Raw genomic sequence first — 25842 nt, 5'->3', positions numbered from 1 at the left:
ACAAATTTAATTGTATTAATATCTAAATATTAAAACTAAAATAATATATCTCTTTACATTAATATAATTATTAAAATAAAAATAATTATATCAATAAAAATTCAAAATTTTTTTAAAAAACTACAATATCAAATAATATTGCTTTAAAATCTAAAAAAGTATATTTAACAAAATAAAAATCTTATTATATAACTAAATATACTAATTTCCATATAGATGAAAATAATTTTTTACTACGACGTTCAAATTTCGTTAACGGTCTTGTGTCGTTATTTAAAAAAAATAAATAACTGTTTTTAACATGATTAAAACAATCATTATCAACTAATTTTAAACTAGAATAACTACTAAAAATAGTTCTCATACTTTTTGCATAGCTCTCACAATCCGTCATACAAAATAAAAATCCATATTCTCTGATCTTGGAAATAAGAGAATTAACAAAATCAAATTGAATTAATCTACGCTTATGATGCTTTCTTTTTGGCCAAGGATCTGGAAAAAAAATCTGTACACCCATTAAAGATCTATCTTTTACTTGATATTTAAAAACATCAACAGCATCATAAGGTGCAATACGAATATTTTTAATATTTCTATCCTCTACATTAGCTAAAACATTCCCAATCCCAGGATCATATACATCAATACCAATAAAATTTAAATGTAAATTTTTCTCAGCTGCAAAAAGTAAAAAATCCCCCATACCAAATCCTATTTCTATAATAGTATCTGATTTTCTATTAAAAACAGAATAAAAATCCCATTTTTCATAATTTAAATCTAATTTATAAAAACTTAACAATTTCTTTAAAGCTTGAAATTGTCTATTACTCATTCTTTTATTAGATCTTATAGAAAAACTTTTAATCCGATTCAACATATACATATTATAAAACATAAATTGTTTAATAAATATCTTAAAATTCTAATCATATTAACAAAACCAATTAATAACTTGAAAATATTTAAAAAATACAATATTTAATTGCACTTTATATTGTTTCAATGCTATAATCCTTTAAAAAAATAATTTTAACATCTAAATGATTCATTTTTAATATGTCTCGTATATGCAAAATAACCAAAAAAAGACCCATGAAAGGAAATAACGTATCACATTCAAACAATAAAACAAAAAGAAAATTTTTTCCAAATTTACACTTTCATCGTTTTTGGATTCCAAAAAAAAATAAGTTCATAAGGATTAAAGTCAGCAAAAAAGGTATAAAAATACTAGAAAAACAAGGAATGAATATTCAATAAATAAATAACTTTAACACATAAAAAAAATATAAAAAAACAATGTCAAAATCTAGAACAAAAATAAAATTATTATCTACATCAGGAAGTGGATATTTCACTACAACAACAAAAAATAACAAAAATACTCCCAACAAATTAAAACTCATGAAATATGACCCTACTATAAAAAAACATTGTTTATTTGAAGAAAAAAAGATAAAATAAAGTTAATATATTAAAAATATATACAAAATACTATTTTTGCAAGTTCCAAACATATAATTTTATTAAATCCACTTTAATTCAGAAATTTATTAAAATACATTGACTCCACAAAATCTATTTCATAAACACATAAAAATATTACAGCTATTTTAATTATATTAAAAACATAAATAAAATAAATAATACTGATTATTTCAACCAAAATATAATATATAGTAACAACAAAAATAAAATTATGTAATAAACATACTGTTTACAATAAATATTAAATTTAATAATATTATTTAATATATTCTTATATCCAATTTATATAAATATAAAATATCTAAAAAAAATATATAAAAATTATCTTATGCTAAATAACATTTAATAATTAATATATAATTTATTCTAAATAATCTTAACTTATGTAAATTAAAACAACACAAAAACTAAATTTAGATCACACTTATTATAAAACTTATGGTACAATTAAACAATAAATCTAGATAATAAATTAATCATCACAAATGCAAATTAATTATGAATTCTAAAACATTTAATATAATTCTAAAAAAAACATCAATGCTATCAAAAAATGTTAAAAGTCTAATTTTTAAAATCAAAGATGAAAAATCTACGTTCTCCTATAAACCAGGTCAATTCATTACAATATTTTTTAATTACAAAAATCAAATAATTAAAAGAAGCTATAGTATAGCTAACATACCAAACGAAAAAAAATATATAGAAATTGCAGTAAGTTACATAAAAAATGGTTTGGCAACAGAAATATTATTTAATTTAAAATATAACGAATGTTTAAATATAAAAGGACCCTTTGGGAAACTAATATTAAAAACTAATAACGAAACATTTAAACGTTATATCTTTTTAGCTACCAATACAGGTATAGCTCCATACAGATCTATGATAGATGAATTAAAAACTAAACTAAAACATAACAAAAACTTAAAAATAATTATTTTACAAGGAGTTAAAACAAGAAAAGATATCTTATTCAAAAATGAATTTATTGATTTTTCAAAAAAATATCCTCAAACTTTGTTTAAAGCATGTTTAAGTCAAGAAAAAAATACTTTACATAATTATGAATTCTTAGGATATGTGCAAAATGCATTAACAAATTTTAATTTAAATACGAAAGATGATATTATTTACTTATGTGGAAATCCTAATATGATTGATCAATCAACAACTTTATTAAAAAAAATTGGATTCGAATCTCAACAAATTATACGAGAAAAATATATATCAAAATAAAAATTAAATATTGCAACTAAATTGCAATAATTTAACAAATTAATGTAAAATTAATAAATAAAAATATAAAAACTTATAATACTAACAAAATCCTATACTTATAAAGTATAACAATAACTTTTTATATACTTATTTTAAGTAATAAATAACTTCAATAATCACAAACAATTACATAAAAAAAACAATAAATCATTTCTAATACCAAATATCTATAAAACTTACATATTATATATAATATAAAAAACTATTAATTCTCAAAATAAAATAAGAACATGAGCTTTATTACAAAAAACATTAAACTTGCTATCTCTTATATTAAACAAGGAAAAATTATAGCAATACCAACCGAAACAGTTTATGGACTAGCAACTAACATTTACAATATTAAATCTATTAAAAAAATATTTTCCATAAAAAAAAGACCATTCAATTATCCACTAATATTGCACATAAATAAAAACTGGAACATAAAACAATGGATTTCTTTCATTCCACGATACGTTCACACACTAACTAAAAATTTTTGGCCAGGACCTCTAACATTAGTAATGAAAGCAAAACCAAATACACATATAAACCCTTTAATTATCTCTAGCACAAATACTATAGCATTAAGATGTTCTTCTCATCCTATTCTATATTTTATTTTGAAAGAACTAAAAATGCCTTTATTAATAACATCAGCAAATACTTTTGGAAAAATAAGTCCAACTACAGCTAAACATACAAAAGAATATTTAAAAAATGAAAAAATACTTATTTTAAATGGAAAACGATGCTCTATAGGTATAGAATCAACTGTTATAGATGCAACAAAAAAAAATAAATTAAACATATTACGATTAGGAGCTATTAACTCTGAAAACATAAAAAATGTCTTATTAAAAACAAAAAAAACTAATAAGTTTTATCAAAAAACACAAAACAAACATATAACCATTAATTCTAATCAATTAAATAAAAACTATTTATTTAATAAACCATTATATTTTTTTGAAAATATAAATACAATCAAAAATTTTTATAAAAAAAACCAAATGCCAATATATATATTGGCATTTTCTAATATCAAATTTATACCAAAAACACCATTATTTTATAAATTCCCAAATAAAATCAAACAAAGTACATTTGAATTCTATTTCCAACTACGAAAAGCAGAAAAATCAATAGCAAAAATAATAGCAATTGAAATGCCACCCAATACAACTAAATGGGAAACAATAAAAGACCGAATAAAAAAAATTTCTGTTCCAATAGAATCTATATAACTAATACACTTTATTAAATAATTACCAATATTAAAATACTATTTATATTTATTTTATAAAATTAATAAATGTTCTACCATAAAACACATAAATTTACAAAAAAATCATTTTTTATCTTCAGATAACATAAATATACCTGGAGCATTGCGTAAATATTCTTTATAATCCATACCATAACCAAATATAAAATTATTTTTAACTCTTAAGCCAATAAAATCTGCACTTTTAAAATTTGAAGAAATACGATTTTCATTTTTCTTGTCCACTAAAACAGCACTATAAACTTTTTTTGTTTTCATTTTCTTTATTTTCTCTATTATTTTAGATAAAGTAATCCCTGCATCTAAAATATCATCCACAACTAATACTGTACGATTAACTAAATTAATTCTAGGCTTTACTTTCCATTTTAAAATTCCACCATTGATATTTCCACAATAACGAGTTACATGAATATAATCTACTTCTAACGGAAAATTAAGTCTAATTAATAAATTTCCCATTAAAACTAACCCTCCAACCATAACGCATACTATAACTGGATTTTTATCATATAACTCATTACTTATATTTATAGCCATTTTATCCAAAGCAGCTTCTATTTCTTCTATTTTAAATAAACATACAGACTGTTCATAAATTTTTCTTATTTTAAGTGGAATAAACATATTTTTTTATATACAATATTTACTCTTTATTTTTATTTGGGATTGGAAAAACATTTAACTTACCAATATTTTTCGTACGATCATAAATTTTAGAAACACCCCTTTTTTTGACTTCATCTATTCTAAATATAGAATTCATTGGAATAAATGTTCTTAAAACACTACCAAATTCTATTTTTAAACGCTCTTCAGAAGGATCTACAATAAAAGAAGTAGTCTCTCCAAATATAAAATCTTCTACTTCAATAAATCCAAATATTTCACTTTCAGAAATTTTACTAGCATATATTTCATATACCACATCTTGATTCGAAAATGTAATTCGATACAAAGATTTTTTCAACATTTAATTACCTAAAGCCATTAAATACTTGCTAAATTAGCATAAAACGTTATCAATAAAAAATACAAAAATTATTTAATATTATTATAGCATTAATAAATTAATTACAAAAAATGACTACATAAATTTTAGAAATTTCAATAAAAAATCTTTTTTTTAAAAATATAAATAAAAAAATTAACTTCCAAAAATGTTATATAAATAGTTATTAATATATCAGTTAAATAATGTTGCATAAGTAACACACGAGAAAGAGATACAATAAAAGCAAAAAATATTAATACATAAAAAAAATAAGGATATATAGTGGAAATTCCTAATGTTATACTGATAATAGTTGTTACATGACTAGAAGGAAAAGACCAAAAAAACTTATCAAACTTCAAACCATATATACCATATAAACCTTTAAGAAAAAATAATTTTGGCCTAGAACGACCAATTAAAACCTTTAAAACCCCACAACAAATATTCGGTACAAATATACATAAAAAAAGAAATAAAAACCTATAAAACCATATAAACGACATATAAAAATATCTAAAATAGATAATAAAAAATATAAATAATATTAAATATATATACCACACTCCAAATTTAGTAATCCAATTAAAAAATATAAAAAATCTTATTTTTAATCTACTAACATATATGATAAAGATCAAATCATAAAAAAAAATAACATTATTAAAAACAAATAAAATACCAAAAATAGTGGATTTAAAAAAATCAAAAAAACTTTATTTAAAAACAAAACATTTTCATTAAAAATATTTTTATATTTCATACAAATAAATTAATAATAATATTTAATTTTGGATTAATACCAAATCTAAATCACTATTTTTAAATCTATTAAAATAATAGTACTTCAATTTCCTAAAATTACTTAAAAAAACTTAAATATTACAATTTATAAAATATAAAATTATAAAAAATAAAGTAATAAAACTATTATTTTTAGATAAAAATTCTATTTATTAATAATTCAAAACATAAAATCTATATTTATTACAAATAATATATATTTTACTATGATACTTGTATTTATTATTTATAAACAACACTCATATTGTTTTATGACAAAACCACTTACCTACAAAATAATTTTTTTTATATAATTACTAAAATTACAAAATTAAAAAATACTGAAAAAACATTTATAAAAATAGTATTATATATTTTTACAAAATATATATAAAAATAAATAACTCACCCCACACAAAATTCTTGTAAAACTATTAAAATAAGTTTAAAAACTGAAATTAACGATAAATTTACTCATTCATAACTACAACATCTTGTGCTTTAAATCCCTTAGGACCTTTTCCCAAAACAAAACTAACTAAATCATTTTCATGCAATGTTCTAAATCCTGGGCTCTGAATATCTTTATAATGTACAAAAATATCTTCTCCTTCATTTTTACTAATAAAACCATATCCTTTTTTTTCATTAAACCACTTAACACGACCAGTTACTCTTTGTGACATATTTTCCTCACTTTATAAAATAAACTCTTAATAATAAAATTTTTGTACTACAATAATTATTATTATTTAAATCAATAAATATAAATAATAATATTAATAATCGATTTTTAATACTAAAAATATAAATTTAAAAAATAAATATTATACTTTTACATATTATAATATATTATATATATAAAAAATACAAAAAAGTATAATTTATATTTAAAATAACATTCTAATTAACAAAAATAAAACCAAAATTTCTAATAAATTAGAAAGTAAACCAATACTTTAACTTTAATTAAAAATAATTGACAACAAATCCCAAAAAAACAAACTTTAATAAACCTTTTGTTATATCAATCTTTAATTTTAAATTAATAAAATTAAATATAAAAAATGGTCTTACAATTTTTCCATATAAAAATATTAATTAATTAAACTAATATAAAACAATTAATGCCAATTAATATAACTTTTCAGAACAAGGCCTTATTATATCTAATCCAGATAAATAGGTTTTTAAAACATTCGGAACACAAATATTTCCATTCTCATCTTGATAATTTTCCATAATAGCAGCTAATACCCTACCAACTGCTAACCCAGAACCATTTAACGTATGAACCAACTTAATTTTATTTGTATTACATTCTCTATACCTAGCTTTCATTCTACGAGATTGAAAATCCTCCATATTAGAGCAAGAAGAAACCTCTCTATAACAATTTTGACTAGGAAACCACACTTCTAAATCATAAGTCTTAGAAGCATTAACACCAATATCCTTCCTACATAAATTCATAACACGATATGGTAATTCTAAACGCTTTAAAATAACCTCAGCATGATTTATCAAAATCTCAAGAGATTCATAAGACTTCTCAGGTACAGTTATCCATACTAATTCAACCTTTTCAAACTGATGCTGTCTTATTATTCCTTTATTATCTTTTCCGTAAGAACCAGCTTCTTTTCTAAAACAAGGAGAGTAACAAACATACTTAATTGGCAAATTTTTTTCCATCAAAATAATATCTCTAACAATATTAGTAACAGATATCTCTGAAGTCGATATAAGATAAAAATCTTCTTCACCACACAATTTAAATAAACCATTTGAAAATTTAGGTAATTGACCAGTACAAAACAAACTCTTTTTATTAACAATATATGGAGTATATATTTCTCGATAATCATGCTCGAGAACATGAACATCCATCATAAACTGAATTAAAGCTCTATGTAACCTAGCAATATGCGAGCTCATCACAACAAATCGACTTCCAACAATTTTAGCAGCACTATTAAAATCTATTTGCCCTAATTCTTTTCCTAACTCATCATGAGATTTTATAGGAAAACCAAAATTTGAAATAGTTCCATATGTTCTTATTTCCTCATTTTGATTTCCTAATGGAACAGAACAATGAAGAAAATTCGGTAATGATAAAAGAATAACTTCTATTTGTTCTAACACTTTTTTTAATTTTAATATCTTCGTTTTTAAAACTTCATTAATAAAATTAATTTTATTAAAAAAACAATTTGTATCTTTTGACTTTCTATTATCAGAAATTTTAATAAAATTAGAATACTTCTTCTTTTTATCTTTTAAATCCTGTATAGAATTTTGCAAAAATTTCCTATCTGTATCAAGTTTACTAAACAAATCTGCATCAAAAAAAAATTTACGTTTTAAAAGTTCACCTTCAACATATTTAGGATGTCTACGTAATAATTTGATATCTAACACTACAAAATACCCTTAACAATTTTAACTAAGATTTAACTAAAAAAAATAATAAACAAAATTATATAATATTAACTACATAAAATGTAATAATCCTTATCCAATCATTTTAAAAAAAATAAATCAAAAAAATTTCTAAAAACTATATTTATTTAATAAATTTATAAAATTCCTATAAATATAGGCAGTGACAATCAAAAAACCATATATATCCAAATATTACGAAATAAACAATATTCAAAATTATTTTATTTATTAACTTCAACTTCTTTTGCAAAACATATAAAATCAGCAGAACAAACAATCTTATTATTAACTAACGATTCCCCATATATTTTCCAAAAATTTCTTCTTCTTTTAATGATACTAACTTTTAAATATAACTGATCCCCAGGAATTACAGAATCCCTAAATTTAGCATTATCAATAGAAGAAAGTAAATATAAAAATTTATAACCTTTTTTAGGAGAATTAGATAAACTTGATAAGATTCCACCAGCTTGCGCTAATGATTCTAATATCAAAACACCGGGCATAATCGCATTTTTAGGAAAATGCCCAACAAAAAACACTTCATTAATTGAAACGTTTTTTATAGCTATTAAATACTGAGATACTTTATACTCTAACACTCTATCAATTAATAACAATGGATAACGATGAGGCAATAAATCCATTATTTCATTAATAAATACAAAATTATTCACATTTAAAATCATAACTTATATTAAAATATATACTTTCTCAATACTACTGATATGACTTGATCCTTATTATACTATAATAAACTCTCCTTTTTAAAAAATAAATTTACATAAAAATAAATATTTATCTAAAACAAAACTAATATTATTTATCTCCTTAATTATCTTAAACTTTAATTAAAGATTAATAAAACAAATTTTAATGAAATTAAATACTAAAAAAATCTTTTTAAGCACATTATGATAACATAGAAAATTGAAAAAACTTACACTGATCAAATGGATACTTATTCAGAGGAGTTGCTAAGGAAAACATTACCAATCCAAAAGGAGATTTCCATTCCATAGAAAAACCAGAGGAATAACGTAAATATCCATAATTTTTCCCAGATAAATATTTAAAAGACTTATATGAAAAAACACCACCAATATCTATAAAAATAGAACTTCGAATTTTTTCATTAGTAAATGGATGCGGGAAAATAAGATTAAAACTTCCGTTAATTAACAAATTTCCTCCTACTACTTTTCCAAAATCATCTTTTGGACCCAATGAATTAACTTCATAACCTCTAACTTGACCAAAACTAGATATTCCTCCAGCATAATAATTTTCAAAAAATGGTAAAGTAGAACGTTTATTAAATGAATTTCCATAACCCACATTATTAGATACAAAAAAAACAAAACCTTTTCCTAAATTAATATACCATCGACCTTTATAATCAATTTTATAATAAAACAAAGAATTAATATTAATAGGAAAAGATACTAATAAATTAATTAAATATTCTAAACCAGAAGTAGGAAACACTTCTCTATCATAACTATGATGAAACAAACTACTAACAATACGAAATTGATTAAAAACTTTCCCATTCATATCAATAAAACGTTGTATATATCTCATATCTTTTCTTACATGTTTTATTCCTAAATTTTCATAACCAAAACCAAATTTAAAATTACTTTTTTTATTTAAAAACATATTTAAATTTAAATCAAAACCAATTTTATTAGATCGATAAGAAAAAATATCTGATTTATTAAAGATTTCTCTATGACAATATAAATTAACACCATATTCAATTTTAGAATTGTAAAAAGGATTTAAATAACTAATAAAATAATTTTTACTATAATTAATATTATCAAATTTAAAACTCAATAAATTCCCACTACCGAACAAATTTAATTCTTGAATAAATAAATTCAATTGTAATCCACTTAATCCATATCCAATAGAACAATTTATCTTTTTAGAAGAAGATTCTTTGATGTAAATATCTAAATCAACTTGATCTTTACTACCTTTAACCAAATTAATTTTAGTATAAACACTATTTATATAACCCAAAGATTTTATTCTTTCCTCAGATTCTCTTATTTTACTCAAAGATAATAACTCACCAAAATTACTTTGAACCATCCTACTTCTCAATACATAATACTTAGTTTTTTTATTTCCATGAAATCTTATTTTTCTAACATACATATGTCTTCCTGAAGACATATCAAAAATAACAAATACTAATCTATTTCTATCATTAATATTAAATATCACACCAACATTAGAAAATTCATAACCTAATTTGCTATACTCTGACTTAATCAATATCACATTATTATTGATAGTTGACCAAGAAAATATATTACCTTTTTTAATATTAACTATTTTCATCATTTTATTAAAAGAAATAATATTATTTTTCTCAAAAAAAGAAAAACCAGCAAACCGATATTGTTTTCCTTCATATAATACAACTTTAACAAAAATACTTTTTTTATCTGATAATAAATTTGTATTAATAGACAACACCCTAAATTTTATATATCCATTATTAATATAAATTACTTTAAGTACATTTAATAAAATTATTTTTATAGATTCTATAGAAAACTTACCGTTTTTACCTAAAAAACCAAAAATTTTTTCTTTAAAAATATTAAAATCAAACAATAATTTTTTTTCAGAAAAAACATTATTACCAACAAATTTAATTTTTTTAATAAAAAATAAAGGCTTAGAAAAAATAAAAATTTTTATATCTACATAATTTATTTTCAAAAATTGTACTTTATATTTAATATATAAATTATATTTTTCATTAAAAAATAAAATTTTTTTAACATCTTTCTCAAACCGAAATAAAGTATTACTACTAAACAGAGATCCTTTTACTATTCCCAGCTTCTTTTGTAATTTTACAATTAAATTAATATCAACATTATTTCTTAAACCCACTATATTTACAGATCTAATAACTGATTTTTCTATCAACCTAACTAACAATACCTTATTTACTTTTTTTAAAGAAATAAATTGAAATAAACCAGTATAATTTAATTTATTACTAATTCTGTTAAGATCTACAAAGCTTATATCTTTTCCTATTATATTTGAAAAATAATTTAGAACATTATTAGAATTAATATGCTTTAAACCATATATTTTAATATTATTAATTATAAATGCATAAGAAACATTAACAATGTTGCTATAAAAAAAATAAACCAAAAAAAATAATATATTTTTAAATAAAATTTTAAAAATTTTTGAATAAAACTTCATCATTCTATTTTAATCCTAATATAAAAAACTATATAAAACTATCAATAGCAATAAATTTATCACTAATCTAATATAACTAAAACAATAATTATTTATTAATAGAACTTTTTTTTAAAAATTAAATATATTAAAATATATATCTTATTAAATTTTATAAAAAAAACTAAATTTTATTAAACAAAAATTTATCAACAAACAAAATCAATTTATAAATTATTAAAAATAATATCACTAATACTTATAATTACATTATTTTTAAATATAAAAACCAACTTTTCATTAATGTTTTCTAAAATTTTAATTAATTAAACATTTTACTATCAAATAAAAAAAAAAGTAGAAGCAAATAAACTATCCAAACGATCCAAAAAACCACCATGACCTGGCAAAAAACCGCTTATATCTTTTAAAAAAACTCTTCTTTTAAGCATACTAATAAATAAATCTCCAAATAATGACATTACTAATACAATAAACACCACAATCATCCAATAATAAATATTATCCATTACATGGAATAATCTATGTTCTAAAAAACCACAAAATAAAACACAAAAACCACCTCCCAAAAACCCTTCAATTGTTTTTCCTTTACTAATCTTACTAGCTATTAAAATTTTCCCATATTGTTTCCCAAAAAAATATGCACCAATATCTGAAACCCAAACTAAAAAAAATAAATTAATCATTAAACATTTGCCATGTTTATATTTGTATATTTCAGCCAAACTTCCAAAAAATGAAGTTAAAACTATTAACCCAAACAAAAATACCATAAATTTACTACTCCAAATAAATTTTAACCTAGGAAAAATTCCTATAAAACACAATAATGTTATCCAAATTAATAAAATTAATAACAAACAATACTTAAAAATATTAAAAATTAATATCCAAATACAAAACAACATTACAATGATAAATATCAACCTTTTCCATGTTGTACTTATTGGAATTAAATACATCCACTCAACACTACAAATTATAGATAACAAAAACAATATAAATATAAAAAAATAATAATTAGAACATTTAACAATAATTAAAACTAATGGAATTAAAATTAAAGATGTTATAAATCTTGATATCAACACTATATTATTATATTTCACCTTATATTTTTTTTTAAATATTACCATAACGACGACTTCTCAAACTAAAATCTTTTAAAGCTTTTTCAAAATCTTTAATTGTAAAATCTGGCCATAAAACATCAGTAAAATATAGCTCAGTATAAGCTAATTGCCATAAAAAAAAATTACTTATTCTTTTTTCTCCACTAGTACGAATAAATAAATCCGGATCAGGAAGTGGGTAAGTACATAAAAATTTAGAAATCAACGACTTATTAATTAATTTATAATTAATTCTCTTTGAAACAACTAATTTTACAATATTTTTTATTGTCTTCAATAAATCCCATCTACCGCTATAATTTACTACTATATTTAAAATCAATTTTTTATTATCTTTAGTTACATATTCTGCCTTTCTTATTCTATCTCTCAAAGAAATAGGAAGTTTTTTACATTCACCTAAAAAACGTAAAGAAACATCATGATTATTAAGATTATCAATTTCTCTATCTAAAACACTAATAAACAACAACATTAAAGATTCAATCTCCTCCTTTGGTCTGCTCCAATTTTCTTTACTAAAAGTAAATAAGCTAAGAATAGGTATACAATGATTTAAAGAATAAAAAATTATATTTTTGATAACATTTACACCATATCTATACCCATCAACACGTTCCAAACCATGTTTTTTTGCCCATCTACCATTTCCATCCATAACAATAGCAACATGCTTTGGTAAATTCTTAATTTTCACAAATTTAAATAAATTCCTATTTAATATAAACAAATATAATAAATTATTATATTATCTTTTTAAAACAAAATAAAAATTACTTAATTAACAATAAAATTACAAAATATAAATAAAATATTTTTTAAATAATTATTTAAATTAATATAAATTTCATTATAAATAAATAGTATAAAATTTAAAAATTAATACTATCTTTAAATCTATATAACAAAATTTTCCAAAATACTGAAAAAAAAAATTAATCTAACTTTGTATAATTTACCGCATTAACGGAAATAAAATAACATCACGAATCGAAACGGAATTAGTTAAAATCATTACTAATCTATCTATTCCAATGCCTTCTCCAGCTACAGGTGGCATTCCATATTCCAATGCTTCAATGTAATCTAAATCAAAATACATCATTTTTTCTTCATCATCAATATTTTTTTTAATAATTTGTCTCCTAAAACGCTTTTCTTGATCTTCCGGATCATTTAATTCTGAAAATCCATTTGCTATTTCATAACCACAAATAAATAATTCAAAACGTTCAGAAATATTGTGATCACAATCACATCTTCTAGCTAAAGGAGAAAATTCTACAGGATAATCTAGAATAAATGTCGGCTGTATTAAATATTTTTCTACTGTTTTTTCAAACATTATCATATGTAAACGGTCTAAACTATCCATTTTATCATATGACACATGTAAATAATCTAAAAAATCTCTACACTTATCTAATGTATTTATATCATTTTCTTCAATATCCTTATTATATGTAATAATAGATTCTTTTATAGTTAATCGAGAAAAAGGCTTTCTAAAATCAATTAATTGATTCTGATAAATAACTTCTCTTGTACCTAACACAGAATCACACAAATAATGTATTAATTTCTCCGTAAAATCCATTAAATAACGATAATTAGAATATACCTGATAAAATTCTATCATTGTAAATTCAGGATTATGACATATGGATAAACCTTCGTTGCGAAAACTACGATTAATCTCATAAATTCTTTCAAATCCACCCACTATTAATTTTTTTAAATAAATTTCTGGGGCAATTCGTAAAAATATTTTTTTATCCAAAACATTATGATAAGTAATAAACGGTTTAGCCTCTCCTCCTCCAGGAACAGACTGTAACATAGGGGTTTCAACTTCTATAAAATCATTATTATCCATAAACATTCTTAAATTTCTTATTATTTTTGATCGCAATAAAAACGTCCTCCTTGTTCTATCATTAGACATCAAATCAATATAACGTTTTCTATAACATATCTCTTTATCAGAAAGACCATGAAATTTATCTGGCATAGGATGTAAAGATTTAACTAATAGTTCCATTTTATTAGCTCTAACAGTAATTTCACCAGTATTTGTTTTAAATAAAATACCTGATATCCATACAATATCTCCTAAATCTAAATTTTTAAGTTTATTAAACAATACTAAAAAATCTTTTTTATTTATATAAACTTGTAATTTTCCAGATATATCTTGAACATGAAAAAAACCAACCTTTCCTATAATTCTCTTTAAAACAATACGTCCAGCAATAATTACATTTATCTTATTTTTAAATAAAAAATCTTTTTCCTTACATTTATATTTAGATAAAATTACAGAAATCAAATCTTTATAGTTAACATTATTTGGATAATTAAAACCTTGTTTCCTTAGACTAATTAATTTTTCTTTACGAACTCTATATACAAAACTTGTATTATTTAAATAATTCTTATTCATCATCACTATTATGTATAATTTTAATTACTAATATTTTTTCTTAAATTAGATTTAATAAATAAATCTATCCCACCATATAAAACTGATTGAACATCATTCACTATAACTCCAGTACGTAAATCCTTAATTTGTGACTTATCTAAAACATAAGAGCGAATTTGAGATCCCCAACTAATTTTTAATTTATTAGAGTTTAAAACTTCTTTTTCAGCTTGTTTTCTTCTTATTTCAATCTCATAAAGTTTAGCACGTAATTGCTTTATTGCTTGAGCCTTATTCCTATGCTGACTTCTATAAGATTGACACTGAACAACTATCCCAGTAGGCTCATGTGTTATACGAACAGCAGAATTAGTACAATTAACATGTTGACCTCCAGCACCTGAAGAATGATATGTATCGATACGCAAATCAGAAAAATTTATCATTAAATGAATATTTTCATCTATATCTGGATATACAAATACAGAAGAAAATGAAGTATGACGTTTATTACCTGAATCAAATGGAGATTTTCTCACTAATCTGTGAATCCCTGTTTCTGTTTTGAGTAATCCATAAGTGTACTCACCAAAAAATTTTATAGTAGCACTCTTAATTCCAGCAATTTCTCCAAAAGAACATTCAAGTAATTCACTAACAAAACTATGTTTGTCTGCCCAACGTAAATACATACGTAACAACATATTAGACCAATCTTGAGCATCTATCCCACCAGAACCAGCCTGTATATCCATATAAGCATTCTTCTTATCCATTTTATCTGAAAAAATATATTTGAACTCAATATCTGTTATTTTTTGATTTATTTTTTTTATTTCACTTTGTATATCAAAAACTATATCCTGATTATTTTCCTTGCAAGCTAAATTAAATACACTTTCAATGTCATCTACATATTTACTTAACTTATTTATTTTATAAATTTTTTCTTCTAATTCTATCTTTTCTTTTCTAAAGCACCTTATTTTTAACAAATCTTTTATAAAATCATGTGACTCTAATTTGTCTTTTATGTAAACTAAACGTTTACATTTATTATCAAAATTAAATATAGATTTAAGTTCTAAAATATTATTTCTCAAATTAGATATACTTAAAAAAACTTGTTTTTTATTTATCATAAATAATAAATAATAATTAAATATGTACGAATAATCCATATGATGTTATAAACAAACATACATATAAATACACTTTTAAAAAAAAATTAAAAATCTATAAATAAATCAATCAATTTAATTTAAAAATAAATTCAAAATATAATTTAACTATAAATTAAAATTATTAATAATTATAATATAATTCAAATTCAAACGGATGTACTAAATATTTAAATTTATTAATTTCTAATTCTTTTAACTTAATATAATCTTGAATAAACTTTTTAGAAAAAACATTTCCATTTAATAAAAAATTAAAATCATTCTTTAATGATTGTATAGATTCCTCTAAAGAATTACACAAAATAATATTATTTATATAAAACCTATTTTTAGATTCTTGAGAAAGAATATACTGATCTAATATTGTAGAATAATAAATTTTATTCAAAACACCATCTATACCAGCCATAACAATAGCTGAAAATGCTAAATAAGGATTAATCATTGAATCCATAAAACAAATATTTATTTGATAATATCTGTTTTTACTAGTTAAATAAAATTTACAATAAGATTGTTCTTTCTTTTCTAAATAATAACAAGATATAAAAATAGATTTATTAGCATTTGATTTTATTCCTTTATAACTATTCACACTAGGCATAGTAAATGCCTGCAAAGCACGAATATGCTTTATTATACCACTAAGATAATAAAAAAAAATATTATCTTTATTCAGAGAAGAATTAAAATTTTTTTTCAAAAAAAATAAATTAACATTATCTTTTACCAGAAAATGACTGCAATACATAATATTGTCTTTAATTCCAACAACAGGATACGGCATAAAAGTAGATGTTTTTCCATAATTATGAGATACATTATGAACTATATATTTTACAATCTGAAAAAAATCAGATTGATTTAATAAAGAATTATTCTGCATAGTTAAAACACATTGATTACTATTAAATTTATTCGAATAATGCATTTCAATAGGTATACCTATTGAACACAATGTATTAGACATGGTAGAACATATATCTTTTGAGAAATCTATTGATAGCCCAGTTGTATCTTTATTAAACATTTCATCTAAAGAAAAAACATAATTTTCTTCAAAACGACCACTTACTTTCCAATCTAATACTTTAGAATTTACCTGATAAAATACTCCATTCATCTCCGTTTTCCATAAAACATCATCAAACAAAAAAAAATTAGGAGACACCTTGAATATCACCTTATTAGCAAACCCATTTGTATTAATATAACTTTCTGCTCTTTTTGCTAAAGAACGAAAATCACAATACAGATATGTATTATTTTCAAAATCAAATATATCACAATAAATTATAACAGTATTATCTTGACTAAAAGGATCAATCCAAAAATGATTAATATCAGGAATCAATTTATATTCTTTATAATCCGATTTTAAATATTGATTTAACAAAGAACCACTAATTATTTTTCCAGAATTTATAAAATTTTTATTGATAAACTCAGATGCTATTAAAATTCCATTATCTTTACCAAAAAAATCTATAAATTTTAAATTAACAAATTTAATATCTTGTTTTTTTATAAAATTTTCTAAATTTTCTATATTATTATCCATATTAAAATAAATTTCTTAAAAAAAATATTAACATATTTTAAAACAAAAATTTTATTAAAAATAAATTTACAAACTATAAATATCAATAAAATTCTTAAAATTTACAAATAATCAATTACACTATACTAATAATTTTTTATTAAAAAAATAAAATCAAAAAATTTATTTTTATATCTTATAAAGATAACGTAATTCTCTAACACACCATATTATTAATATAATAATATATCCTATACTAATTATAATAACTTCTCAATTAATAAAATTAAAATGTCTAAACAATATCGCCACATTTACCAAAAAAAATTTGGACAAAATTTTTTAAAATCAAAAAAAATAATCAAAAAAATTCTACATTTACTAAATATTAATCCAAAAGACAAAACTATAGAAATAGGCCCTGGCTTAGGTGCAATAACTAAATATCTATTAAAAAAATTAAATCAATTAATAGCAATAGATATAGACAAAACAATTCAAAAACCATTACTTAAACTTCCATATTCCAATAAATTAAAATTAATTATAAAAAACGCATTAGACATAGATTATTCCCAATGGGGGAAGAATTTACACATAGTAGGGAATTTACCTTATAATATATCAATACAGCTATTAATATATCTTATAAAATATAAAAAATTTATTAGCACAATGCATTTTATGATACAAAAAGAGGTTGCTTTAAGATTAATAGCAAGTCCATCTTCCAAGAAATATGGACAATTGACAATCATTATGCAATACAATTATAGAATTCAATACTTATTTACAGTAAAACCAGAAAATTTTTCTCCAAAACCAAAAGTAACCTCATCAATGATAAAATTAATTCCATATTCTCATCCTCTAAGTAAAACCACAGACTATTTATTACTGAATAAAGTAATAAAAAAAGCATTTTCAACACGTCGAAAAACTTTATTAAATAATTTTAAACCAATATTAAAACAACAACATTTTATCAAATTACAAATCAATCCTAAATTAAGACCCGAACAGATTGATATTAATGATTATATTAAAATTACAAATTTTATAAAAAAATACTCTATACAATGTCATTAAACACATACCAAAAAAGTCAATCTATTCTAATATAAAACTAAAATTATACAAAAATATGTAATATTATACATTTCATTATATATGAAACATATATACTATATTGACATATTAAATTTTAATAATAAATTATAAAATAATTGAATAAATCCTATAAAATAGGTTATATTATCATTTTTAAATATCTTTAATTTTCATTAATTTAATAATGTCTGATTACGCAATAGGTGACATACACGGATGTTATGACAGTTTATTAAATCTTTTAGAAATAATTGATTTTTCTGATAAAAGAGACAAACTTTGGTTTGTAGGAGATTTAGTAAATAGAGGACCTAATTCTATAAAAGTATTACGTTTTATAAAAAATTTACCCATAAAACCAAATATATCCCTAGGGAATCATGATTTATATCTACTTAATTGTATATTTAATAAGCACTTTTCAAAACACATCAATAAAAAAACTAAAACAATATTACAAGCTCATGACATATTACATTTAGGACATTGGTTAAAACAACAATCTATTATACATTATAGTAAAAAACTAAATGTAATAATGTGTCATGCCGGAATACCACCTATATGGGATTCCAAATTGGCAAAATTTTATGCAAATCAATTAAAAATATATATAAATACAGGATTATATTTTTCAATAACTAATCAATTATACGAAAAAAAAATCAGTTATCAACAATATAAACACATTCATAATAAATATATAAAACTAAGTAATTACTTCACAAAAATGAGATACTGTAATATAAATGGAAATCTATTACTAGAATATAAAAATATTAACTTAAAACAAAACAATTATTTCCCATGGTTTGAAGTTCCTACGAGAAAAAACATACATGAAGACATCATATTTGGACATTGGTCTAAATTGAATGGTATATGTAAACAACCAAAAATATATCCATTAGATACTGGATGTGTATGGGGGAAAAAATTAACAGCTTTAAGATTACAAGATAAAAAATATTTTCAAGCACCAGGATTAAGACATACATTTTAACAAAAAAAATACCAAAATATTAACATCATTAAATAATATTAAAAATAACCTAAAAAAATTATTAACCAATCATCTTTTATATTTTTTAAAAAACAATTTCTTAAAATTATCAACTTTTTTATAATCTTTAATTATTTTATTAACTCTATCAAACTCTTTTAATACACGATTGACATCTTGAATTTTTGTTCCAGAACCAATTGCTATCCTTTTTTTTCGAGAACCAATAATAATCTTAGGAAAGTTACGTTCTATTAAAGTCATAGAATTAATTATAGCAATATATTTTTTAATCTCTTGTTTACTAAAAGAATGTTTTATTCTCTCTAAATTTAGATTCATACTTGGTAACCTATTTATTAAACTAGAAATATTTTCTACCTTATATAAATTTAATAAATACCTCCTAAAATCTTCTAAACCTAATAATCTACCATCACTGACTCTATCAAATAATTCTACACTTTCCCGATTATTTGTAATATTATTATCCATTTTCTTTTGAATTTCATCAAAAAAACCAAGAATATCACCCATACCTAATATGGTAGAAGCAATTCTATCTGGATAAAAAAACTCAAAATCATAAATACTTTCTCCATTTCCTATAAACTTAATAGGCTTATCAACAACATACTTTATAGAAAAAGCCACACCACATCGAGAATCACTGTCAGTTTTAGTTATAATAAATCCTGTAAACGGAATAAAATTATAAAAACTCTTTACAATATTAATTGAATCTTGACCTACCATACTATCAATCACGAATAAAACTTCTGATGGACAAATATTATCATACAAATCCTTTAACTCTTTCATCATAACAGAATTTATATGTAACCTTCCTGCTGTATCAAAAATCACTATATCCGCATTCAATCTTTCTGCTTCTTTTAATGTTTTTTTTGCAATATCTATTGGTGCATACTGGTCTCTTAATAAATTTAAAGAAAAAAAAGGAACCATGATCTCTTCAGATAAAATCTTTAATTGTTCAATTGCTCCAGGCCTATATACATCTAAACTAGATAACATAACATTTTTACACATTTTTTCCTTCAAATACCAAGCTAACTTAGCAGAAGTTGTTGTTTTTCCTGAACCTTGCAATCCAATCAAAAAAAATATTACAATAGATTTGTAATGAAAATTACAACTCTTTAAAATTAATTCATTACATACCTTACCCCCCAACACAGAAACTAACTCGTCGTAAATAACTTTCATAATAAATTTAAATGATTTTACATCAGAGAATACTCTTTCCCCTAATATTTTTTGTTCTACTTTTTTTATAAAATCATCAACAACAATAATCGATACACCTGATTCAATAAAAGAAATACGAACTTTATTTAACATCCAACAAACGTTATCCCTACCAATATTTTTTTTTCTTTTAAACTTATCAAATATAAATGATAATTTATTCGTTAAATGCTTAAACATAATGAAATTCAAATTTATTCATAAAATTACTAATTCACTCACATAATATTAATATAAATTTAATAAAAACTATATACAAAAAAATAAACTAATCAACTTAATATGATTTATTCAAAAAACTATACATTCCTTAATAACCATATCTAATACAAAACTATAAAATTTTATATGAAATCCTTTTAAAGGACTAAACTATATTTCTATAAAATTTTAATTTTTTTTAAAAACCTCTATATACAAATATTATTAGAAATCATTATTCGTTATAATGAAATAACAAACTATGATAGAATATCATTAAAAACTAAATAATTTTAAAAATTAAAAAATATTTAATAAAATTAAAATATTTATCATTATAATAATAATCTAAAAAAAACAATATTTTTATATTTACAATAAAAAACAACAAAGTATGTCTATTTATTATTTTTAATAATATATTTTTTATAATATATAATAAGATACTATATCTACCACCTTATTAAAATAAATAAAAAATCTTAAACTTAAAATTTAAAATTGCATAAATATAAATACATTTTTTACTATCGTTATACTCTACAAAAAAACAAATATCTAACCAATATTAACTAAAAAATAAAAATATTCATATTCCCTTAAAAATATATTTTTACACATATAACTAATAATTACTAAAATCTTACTATTAATATGAAAAAAAAAATAAATCACAAAACTATTAAAAATTATTCTCTAAAAATAGGAAAATTTTTTATAAAAAAAAATATAGGATATGTTATACCTTATAATAAAACTTTAAAAAATATAATCTTCATTCATAAAAAATTTTATCTAGGAGCTATATCTGGACAAATAGTATTAGTAAGCACTACATATTCAGCAAAAGAATATAAAACAAACGGAAAAATTATAAAAATTTTAGGAAATAGCATAACAACAGAAATAGAAACAAAAGCAATAATATTGTCTAATAAAATTCCTTATAAATGGCCAAAAAAAATATTAACTGAGACGAAAAAAATCCCACAATACATAAAAAAATCTGAATTCAAAAAAAGAAAAGATCTAAGAAAAATACCATTTATTACAATAGATAATGAAAATGCACAAGACCTAGATGATGCAATATATTGTAAACAAACACCTAAAAAAAATTATCAACTTTATGTAGCTATTGCTGATGTTAGCCATTATATTCCAATTAATTCACTAATTGATAAAGAAGCAGCAAAAAGAGGAAACTCTATATATTTCCCTAATAAAGTTATACCAATGCTTCCAGAGAAACTGTCCAACAATATATGTTCATTATTACCAAACAAAGATAGATTATGTATAATCATTGAAATTAATATCCATAAAAATGGAAAAATTAATAATACATATTTTTATAAAGGAATTTTTCGTTCATATGCTCAACTCACTTATAATCAAGTAAATAAATGGATAAATGCAAAAAATATTGACAACAAACATAAAAAAAATTGGACTATTATCAAAAAACTGTATCAATTAAAACAAATTTTACTTAAAAATCGAAAATTACGTGGAGCACTAAAATTAAACAATACAGACATTTCACTAAAATTAAACACAGAAAAAAAAATCAAAAAAATAATATCTGTAAAAAAAAATGATGCACATGATATTATTGAAGAATGTATGCTAATGGTTAATACAGAAATTGCAAAATTATTAATAAAATATAAAATTCCATCCATATACAGAATCCATGAGAATCCAGACAAAAAGAAAATAAAAAAATTATTTCTATTTCTAAATAGAATAGGATTTGAAACTAAAAATAATAAATTAATCGAATCAAAAGATATACAAAAAATAATAAATGAAATTCATAAAAAACCTAAATACTATTTCCTTGAATCAACAATAATAAAATCAATGAAACGAGCAAAATATAGCGAAAAAAATATAGGACATTTCGGACTAGCTTACAAAGAATATACACATTTTACCTCTCCAATACGTAGATATTCAGATTTACTAATTCACAGAGCTATATCACACATTATCGAATATAAATCATCTAAAAATTTTTACTATTCTCAAACAGATATTAAGAAATTAAGCAAACATTGCAGTTTCACAGAAAAACGTTCAGATAAAGTCACAAAAAATCTAATTTTATGGTTAAAATGCAATTTTTTACAAAAAAAAATAGGAAAACAAATACAAGGAACAATAATATCAATTACTCATTTTAATATAATCGTAGATTTAAAAAAATGGCACTTAAAAGGAATAATTTATATAAAAACATTAAAAGATGATCATTATATCTTTAATAATATCAAATATAATTTGATTGGAAAAAAAAATAAAAATATATATAATTTAGGAGATACCATAAATGTATCTATAACAAACATTAATATAAATAAAAAAAAAGTTATTCTCCAACTTATTAATAAACTTTGATTATGCATAATTATTATGTATACGGATTTCATCCAGTACATTTACTATTATTAAATAATAAAAAAAACATTGACAACAACATAAAAAAAATAATCATTAACAAAACAAGAAATGACATACGTTTTCAAAAAATTATTCAATTAGCTAATAAAAATAATATTCTTATTGAAAGAATTTCAATAAATAAAATTAGAAAAATGTATCCTAATATCCTTCATCAAGGAATTATCGCAATCACTAACAATAATAAATATTTTCATAATGAAAAAAAACTAGAAAAATTAATTAAAAATAAAAAAAATTCTAACTTAATAGTAATATTAGATGGAATAACAGATCCACAAAATTTAGGCTCATGCATAAGAACAGCAAGTTTATCTAAAGTAGATTTTATACTAATACAAAAAAAAAATAACACAACAAGATTTACCCATATTATTAATAAAACTTCTTGTGGATCATTACACTATATACCAATTATTACAACAACTAATTTAATCAGATCTATAAAAACCTTAAAAAAAAATAAAATATGGATCTTCGGTTCTACACCAGAAGCAAATAAAAATTTATACACAATCGACTTTAAATCAACAAATATTGCTTTAATATTTGGATCCGAAAACAAAGGGATACGTTGTTCTGTTAAACAACAATGTGACTTTTTATTTTCAATTCCAACATTCAATAACGAACTAAAATGTCTAAATATTTCTGTATCAGTAGGAATTTGTCTATACGAAATTATAAGACAAAAATTATATAACAAATAACAATAACTATAACTAAAAATATTTTAAATATATGAACGCCTACAGTATTAAAAAAATATAAAATCCAAAAAAATTATTTATTCCTAAAGCATTATAAAAAAACTACCATATAAAAACTAACAAACTCTACTGTTAATAAATTCCCAATTAACTAAATTCCAAAACGAATTAATATAATCTATTCTAGAATTTCTATAATCTATATAGTAAGAATGTTCCCATAAATCAAGTGTTAATAATGGAATTTTATCTTGGATTAATGGATTATATGCATTAATAGTAGTCTCAATTTTTACTGAATTATCTTTATTATTGTCTAATACTAACCAAACCCATCCAGATCCAAAAAAAGATAAAGAACTATTAGTAAAACTATCCTTAAATTTATCAAATGACCCAAAATTATTGACAATAATGTCATAAATCTTTCCAACTGGATTACCACCAGAAACAGGACTCAAACACCTCCAATAAAATGTATGATTCCATACTTGTGCAGAATTATTAAACAATTCTCCAGATGAACATCGTACAATATCTTCTATAGTAAAAGATTCATATTTAGTACCAGCAATTAACCTATTAAGATTATTCAAATAAGTACGATGATGTTTCTCATAATGAAAATATATAGTCTCTTTTGATAAAAAAGGAACAAGCGCATCCATTTCATAAGGGAGTGGAGATAAACTAAATGCCATATTAACTGTCCTATAAATAAATTTAAATATTTTTATTATATATAAAATTGACAATAAATTTCAAGTACTAAACAACAAATTTTCAAAAAAAATCAATTATCAATAAAAAAATTAATTTTCAATCATTATAAAATTTGCAATCTTAACACTAATAAATTATCATAAAATATAAAATTAAAATTATAAATGAGGTTTTACTTTGAACAAAGAAATTAAAAACGAACATGATCAACTAGTAATTGATCTTATCAAAAAACAAATCAACGAAAACCCAATCATTCTATATATGAAAGGAAATCCTGATAATCCTAAATGTGGATTTTCTGAAAAAGCTGTAAGATATATCATTGCTTGTAACATAGAAAATTTCAAATACGTAGACGTATTAGAAAATAATGACATACGTAAGGAACTGCCAAAATACTCTAATTGGCCAACATTTCCTCAACTATATGTAAACGGAAAGTTAATAGGAGGATCAGATATTATAGAAAATCTTTTTAATCAAGGAAAACTAAAAACAATACTACAAAACAATTAATACAATTAAAAAAACCATAAAATACAGGAAAACA

The 25842-nt window shown here is 21.5% G+C and carries 24 protein-coding genes; 9 read left to right on the top strand and 15 right to left on the bottom strand.

All coding sequences use genetic code 11. The features are described from left to right. Positions 1 to 184: 184 nt before the first annotated feature. Positions 185 to 883 (bottom strand): tRNA (guanosine(46)-N7)-methyltransferase TrmB, encoded by a 699-nt coding sequence (trmB, locus tag RQL38_RS02010; protein ID WP_338521392.1) that lies wholly within the window; start codon positions 881 to 883, stop codon positions 185 to 187. 179 nt (positions 884 to 1062) lie between these two features. Here trmB and rpmB point away from each other — a divergent pair, with 179 nt between their 5' ends. From rpmB to RQL38_RS01990, 4 genes are all read left to right on the top strand, one after another. Next, the gene (rpmB, locus tag RQL38_RS02005; RefSeq protein ID WP_338521390.1) at positions 1063 to 1266 is read left to right on the top strand and encodes a 50S ribosomal protein L28; all 204 of its coding nucleotides are present in this window, start codon (positions 1063 to 1065) and stop codon (positions 1264 to 1266) included. Positions 1267 to 1305: 39 nt separating this feature from the next. Further along, on the top strand, positions 1306 to 1470 hold the full coding sequence (rpmG, locus tag RQL38_RS02000; protein ID WP_338521388.1) for a 50S ribosomal protein L33: 165 nt from the start codon (positions 1306 to 1308) through the stop codon (positions 1468 to 1470). Between the two features lie 522 nt (positions 1471 to 1992). Next, the gene (locus RQL38_RS01995) at positions 1993 to 2733 is read left to right on the top strand and encodes an FAD-binding oxidoreductase (protein ID WP_338521386.1); all 741 of its coding nucleotides are present in this window, start codon (positions 1993 to 1995) and stop codon (positions 2731 to 2733) included. Positions 2734 to 3005: 272 nt separating this feature from the next. After that, positions 3006 to 4004: an L-threonylcarbamoyladenylate synthase gene (locus RQL38_RS01990; RefSeq protein ID WP_338521384.1), complete on the top strand. Its 999-nt coding sequence runs from the start codon at positions 3006 to 3008 to the stop codon at positions 4002 to 4004. 104 nt (positions 4005 to 4108) lie between these two features. Here the strand turns inward: RQL38_RS01990 and RQL38_RS01985 are convergent, their stop codons facing one another. The 12 genes from RQL38_RS01985 to RQL38_RS01930 form a co-directional block, all read right to left on the bottom strand. Next, on the bottom strand, positions 4109 to 4672 hold the full coding sequence (locus RQL38_RS01985) for a hypoxanthine-guanine phosphoribosyltransferase (RefSeq protein WP_338521382.1): 564 nt from the start codon (positions 4670 to 4672) through the stop codon (positions 4109 to 4111). A 19-nt stretch (positions 4673 to 4691) separates the two neighbouring features. Next, positions 4692 to 5018 (bottom strand): DUF1820 family protein, encoded by a 327-nt coding sequence (locus tag RQL38_RS01980; RefSeq protein ID WP_338521380.1) that lies wholly within the window; start codon positions 5016 to 5018, stop codon positions 4692 to 4694. Positions 5019 to 5152: 134 nt separating this feature from the next. Further along, positions 5153 to 5545, bottom strand: coding sequence for a phosphatase PAP2 family protein (locus RQL38_RS01975; protein WP_338521378.1), 393 nt, complete (start codon positions 5543 to 5545; stop codon positions 5153 to 5155). A gap of 747 nt (positions 5546 to 6292) precedes the next feature. Beyond that, positions 6293 to 6508: a cold-shock protein gene (locus tag RQL38_RS01970; protein WP_100114910.1), complete on the bottom strand. Its 216-nt coding sequence runs from the start codon at positions 6506 to 6508 to the stop codon at positions 6293 to 6295. A gap of 448 nt (positions 6509 to 6956) precedes the next feature. Next, entirely contained in the window at positions 6957 to 8246 is a 1290-nt protein-coding gene (gene serS / locus RQL38_RS01965) for a serine--tRNA ligase (protein ID WP_338521376.1), read from the bottom strand. Between the two features lie 245 nt (positions 8247 to 8491). Beyond that, positions 8492 to 8950 carry a 3-hydroxyacyl-ACP dehydratase FabZ gene (gene fabZ, locus RQL38_RS01960; RefSeq protein ID WP_338522009.1) on the bottom strand — a complete coding sequence of 153 codons (459 nt, stop codon included), beginning with the start codon at positions 8948 to 8950 and terminating at the stop codon, positions 8492 to 8494. 235 nt (positions 8951 to 9185) lie between these two features. Then, positions 9186 to 11522: an outer membrane protein assembly factor BamA gene (bamA, locus tag RQL38_RS01955; protein WP_338521374.1), complete on the bottom strand. Its 2337-nt coding sequence runs from the start codon at positions 11520 to 11522 to the stop codon at positions 9186 to 9188. A 317-nt stretch (positions 11523 to 11839) separates the two neighbouring features. Then, entirely contained in the window at positions 11840 to 12658 is an 819-nt protein-coding gene (locus RQL38_RS01950; protein ID WP_338521372.1) for a phosphatidate cytidylyltransferase, read from the bottom strand. Then, positions 12645 to 13313 carry a polyprenyl diphosphate synthase gene (uppS, locus tag RQL38_RS01945; protein ID WP_338522007.1) on the bottom strand — a complete coding sequence of 223 codons (669 nt, stop codon included), beginning with the start codon at positions 13311 to 13313 and terminating at the stop codon, positions 12645 to 12647. The genes RQL38_RS01950 and uppS overlap by 14 nt, the downstream gene beginning before the upstream one ends. Positions 13314 to 13610: 297 nt before the next feature. Next, positions 13611 to 15098, bottom strand: coding sequence for a lysine--tRNA ligase (lysS, locus tag RQL38_RS01940; protein ID WP_338521370.1), 1488 nt, complete (start codon positions 15096 to 15098; stop codon positions 13611 to 13613). A gap of 20 nt (positions 15099 to 15118) precedes the next feature. Further along, the gene (gene prfB, locus RQL38_RS01935; RefSeq protein ID WP_338521369.1) at positions 15119 to 16222 is read right to left on the bottom strand and encodes a peptide chain release factor 2; all 1104 of its coding nucleotides are present in this window, start codon (positions 16220 to 16222) and stop codon (positions 15119 to 15121) included. 163 nt (positions 16223 to 16385) lie between these two features. Then, positions 16386 to 17825, bottom strand: a complete 1440-nt coding sequence (locus RQL38_RS01930) for a glutamine synthetase beta-grasp domain-containing protein (RefSeq protein WP_338521367.1) — start codon at positions 17823 to 17825, stop codon at positions 16386 to 16388. Positions 17826 to 18095: 270 nt separating this feature from the next. Between RQL38_RS01930 and rsmA the strand changes: the two genes are divergently transcribed. Then, positions 18096 to 18893, top strand: a complete 798-nt coding sequence (gene rsmA, locus RQL38_RS01925; RefSeq protein ID WP_338521365.1) for a 16S rRNA (adenine(1518)-N(6)/adenine(1519)-N(6))-dimethyltransferase RsmA — start codon at positions 18096 to 18098, stop codon at positions 18891 to 18893. Between the two features lie 205 nt (positions 18894 to 19098). Next, a complete protein-coding gene (locus RQL38_RS01920) occupies positions 19099 to 19917 on the top strand; it encodes a symmetrical bis(5'-nucleosyl)-tetraphosphatase (RefSeq protein ID WP_338521364.1) in 819 nt (272 codons plus the stop codon). Positions 19918 to 19986: 69 nt separating this feature from the next. On the opposite strand, the gene RQL38_RS01915 is transcribed toward RQL38_RS01920, so the two are convergent. After that, a complete protein-coding gene (locus RQL38_RS01915) occupies positions 19987 to 21369 on the bottom strand; it encodes a signal recognition particle protein (protein ID WP_338521363.1) in 1383 nt (460 codons plus the stop codon). A 675-nt stretch (positions 21370 to 22044) separates the two neighbouring features. Between RQL38_RS01915 and rnr the strand changes: the two genes are divergently transcribed. Further along, positions 22045 to 23793: a ribonuclease R gene (gene rnr, locus RQL38_RS01910; protein ID WP_338521361.1), complete on the top strand. Its 1749-nt coding sequence runs from the start codon at positions 22045 to 22047 to the stop codon at positions 23791 to 23793. A 2-nt stretch (positions 23794 to 23795) separates the two neighbouring features. Continuing rightward, positions 23796 to 24566: a 23S rRNA (guanosine(2251)-2'-O)-methyltransferase RlmB gene (rlmB, locus tag RQL38_RS01905; protein ID WP_338521359.1), complete on the top strand. Its 771-nt coding sequence runs from the start codon at positions 23796 to 23798 to the stop codon at positions 24564 to 24566. Positions 24567 to 24682: 116 nt separating this feature from the next. Here rlmB and RQL38_RS01900 read toward each other — a convergent pair whose 3' ends face one another. Then, positions 24683 to 25267 (bottom strand): superoxide dismutase, encoded by a 585-nt coding sequence (locus RQL38_RS01900; protein WP_338521357.1) that lies wholly within the window; start codon positions 25265 to 25267, stop codon positions 24683 to 24685. Between the two features lie 238 nt (positions 25268 to 25505). Between RQL38_RS01900 and grxD the strand changes: the two genes are divergently transcribed. Continuing rightward, positions 25506 to 25808 carry a Grx4 family monothiol glutaredoxin gene (gene grxD, locus RQL38_RS01895; protein ID WP_422388210.1) on the top strand — a complete coding sequence of 101 codons (303 nt, stop codon included), beginning with the start codon at positions 25506 to 25508 and terminating at the stop codon, positions 25806 to 25808. Positions 25809 to 25842: the final 34 nt, after the last annotated feature.

The sequence above is a fragment of the Candidatus Legionella polyplacis genome, assembly GCF_037013735.1.
Classification (GTDB): Bacteria; Pseudomonadota; Gammaproteobacteria; order Legionellales; family Legionellaceae; genus Legionella_E; species Legionella_E polyplacis_A.
This window is presented reverse-complemented; position numbering and strand designations above follow the sequence as displayed.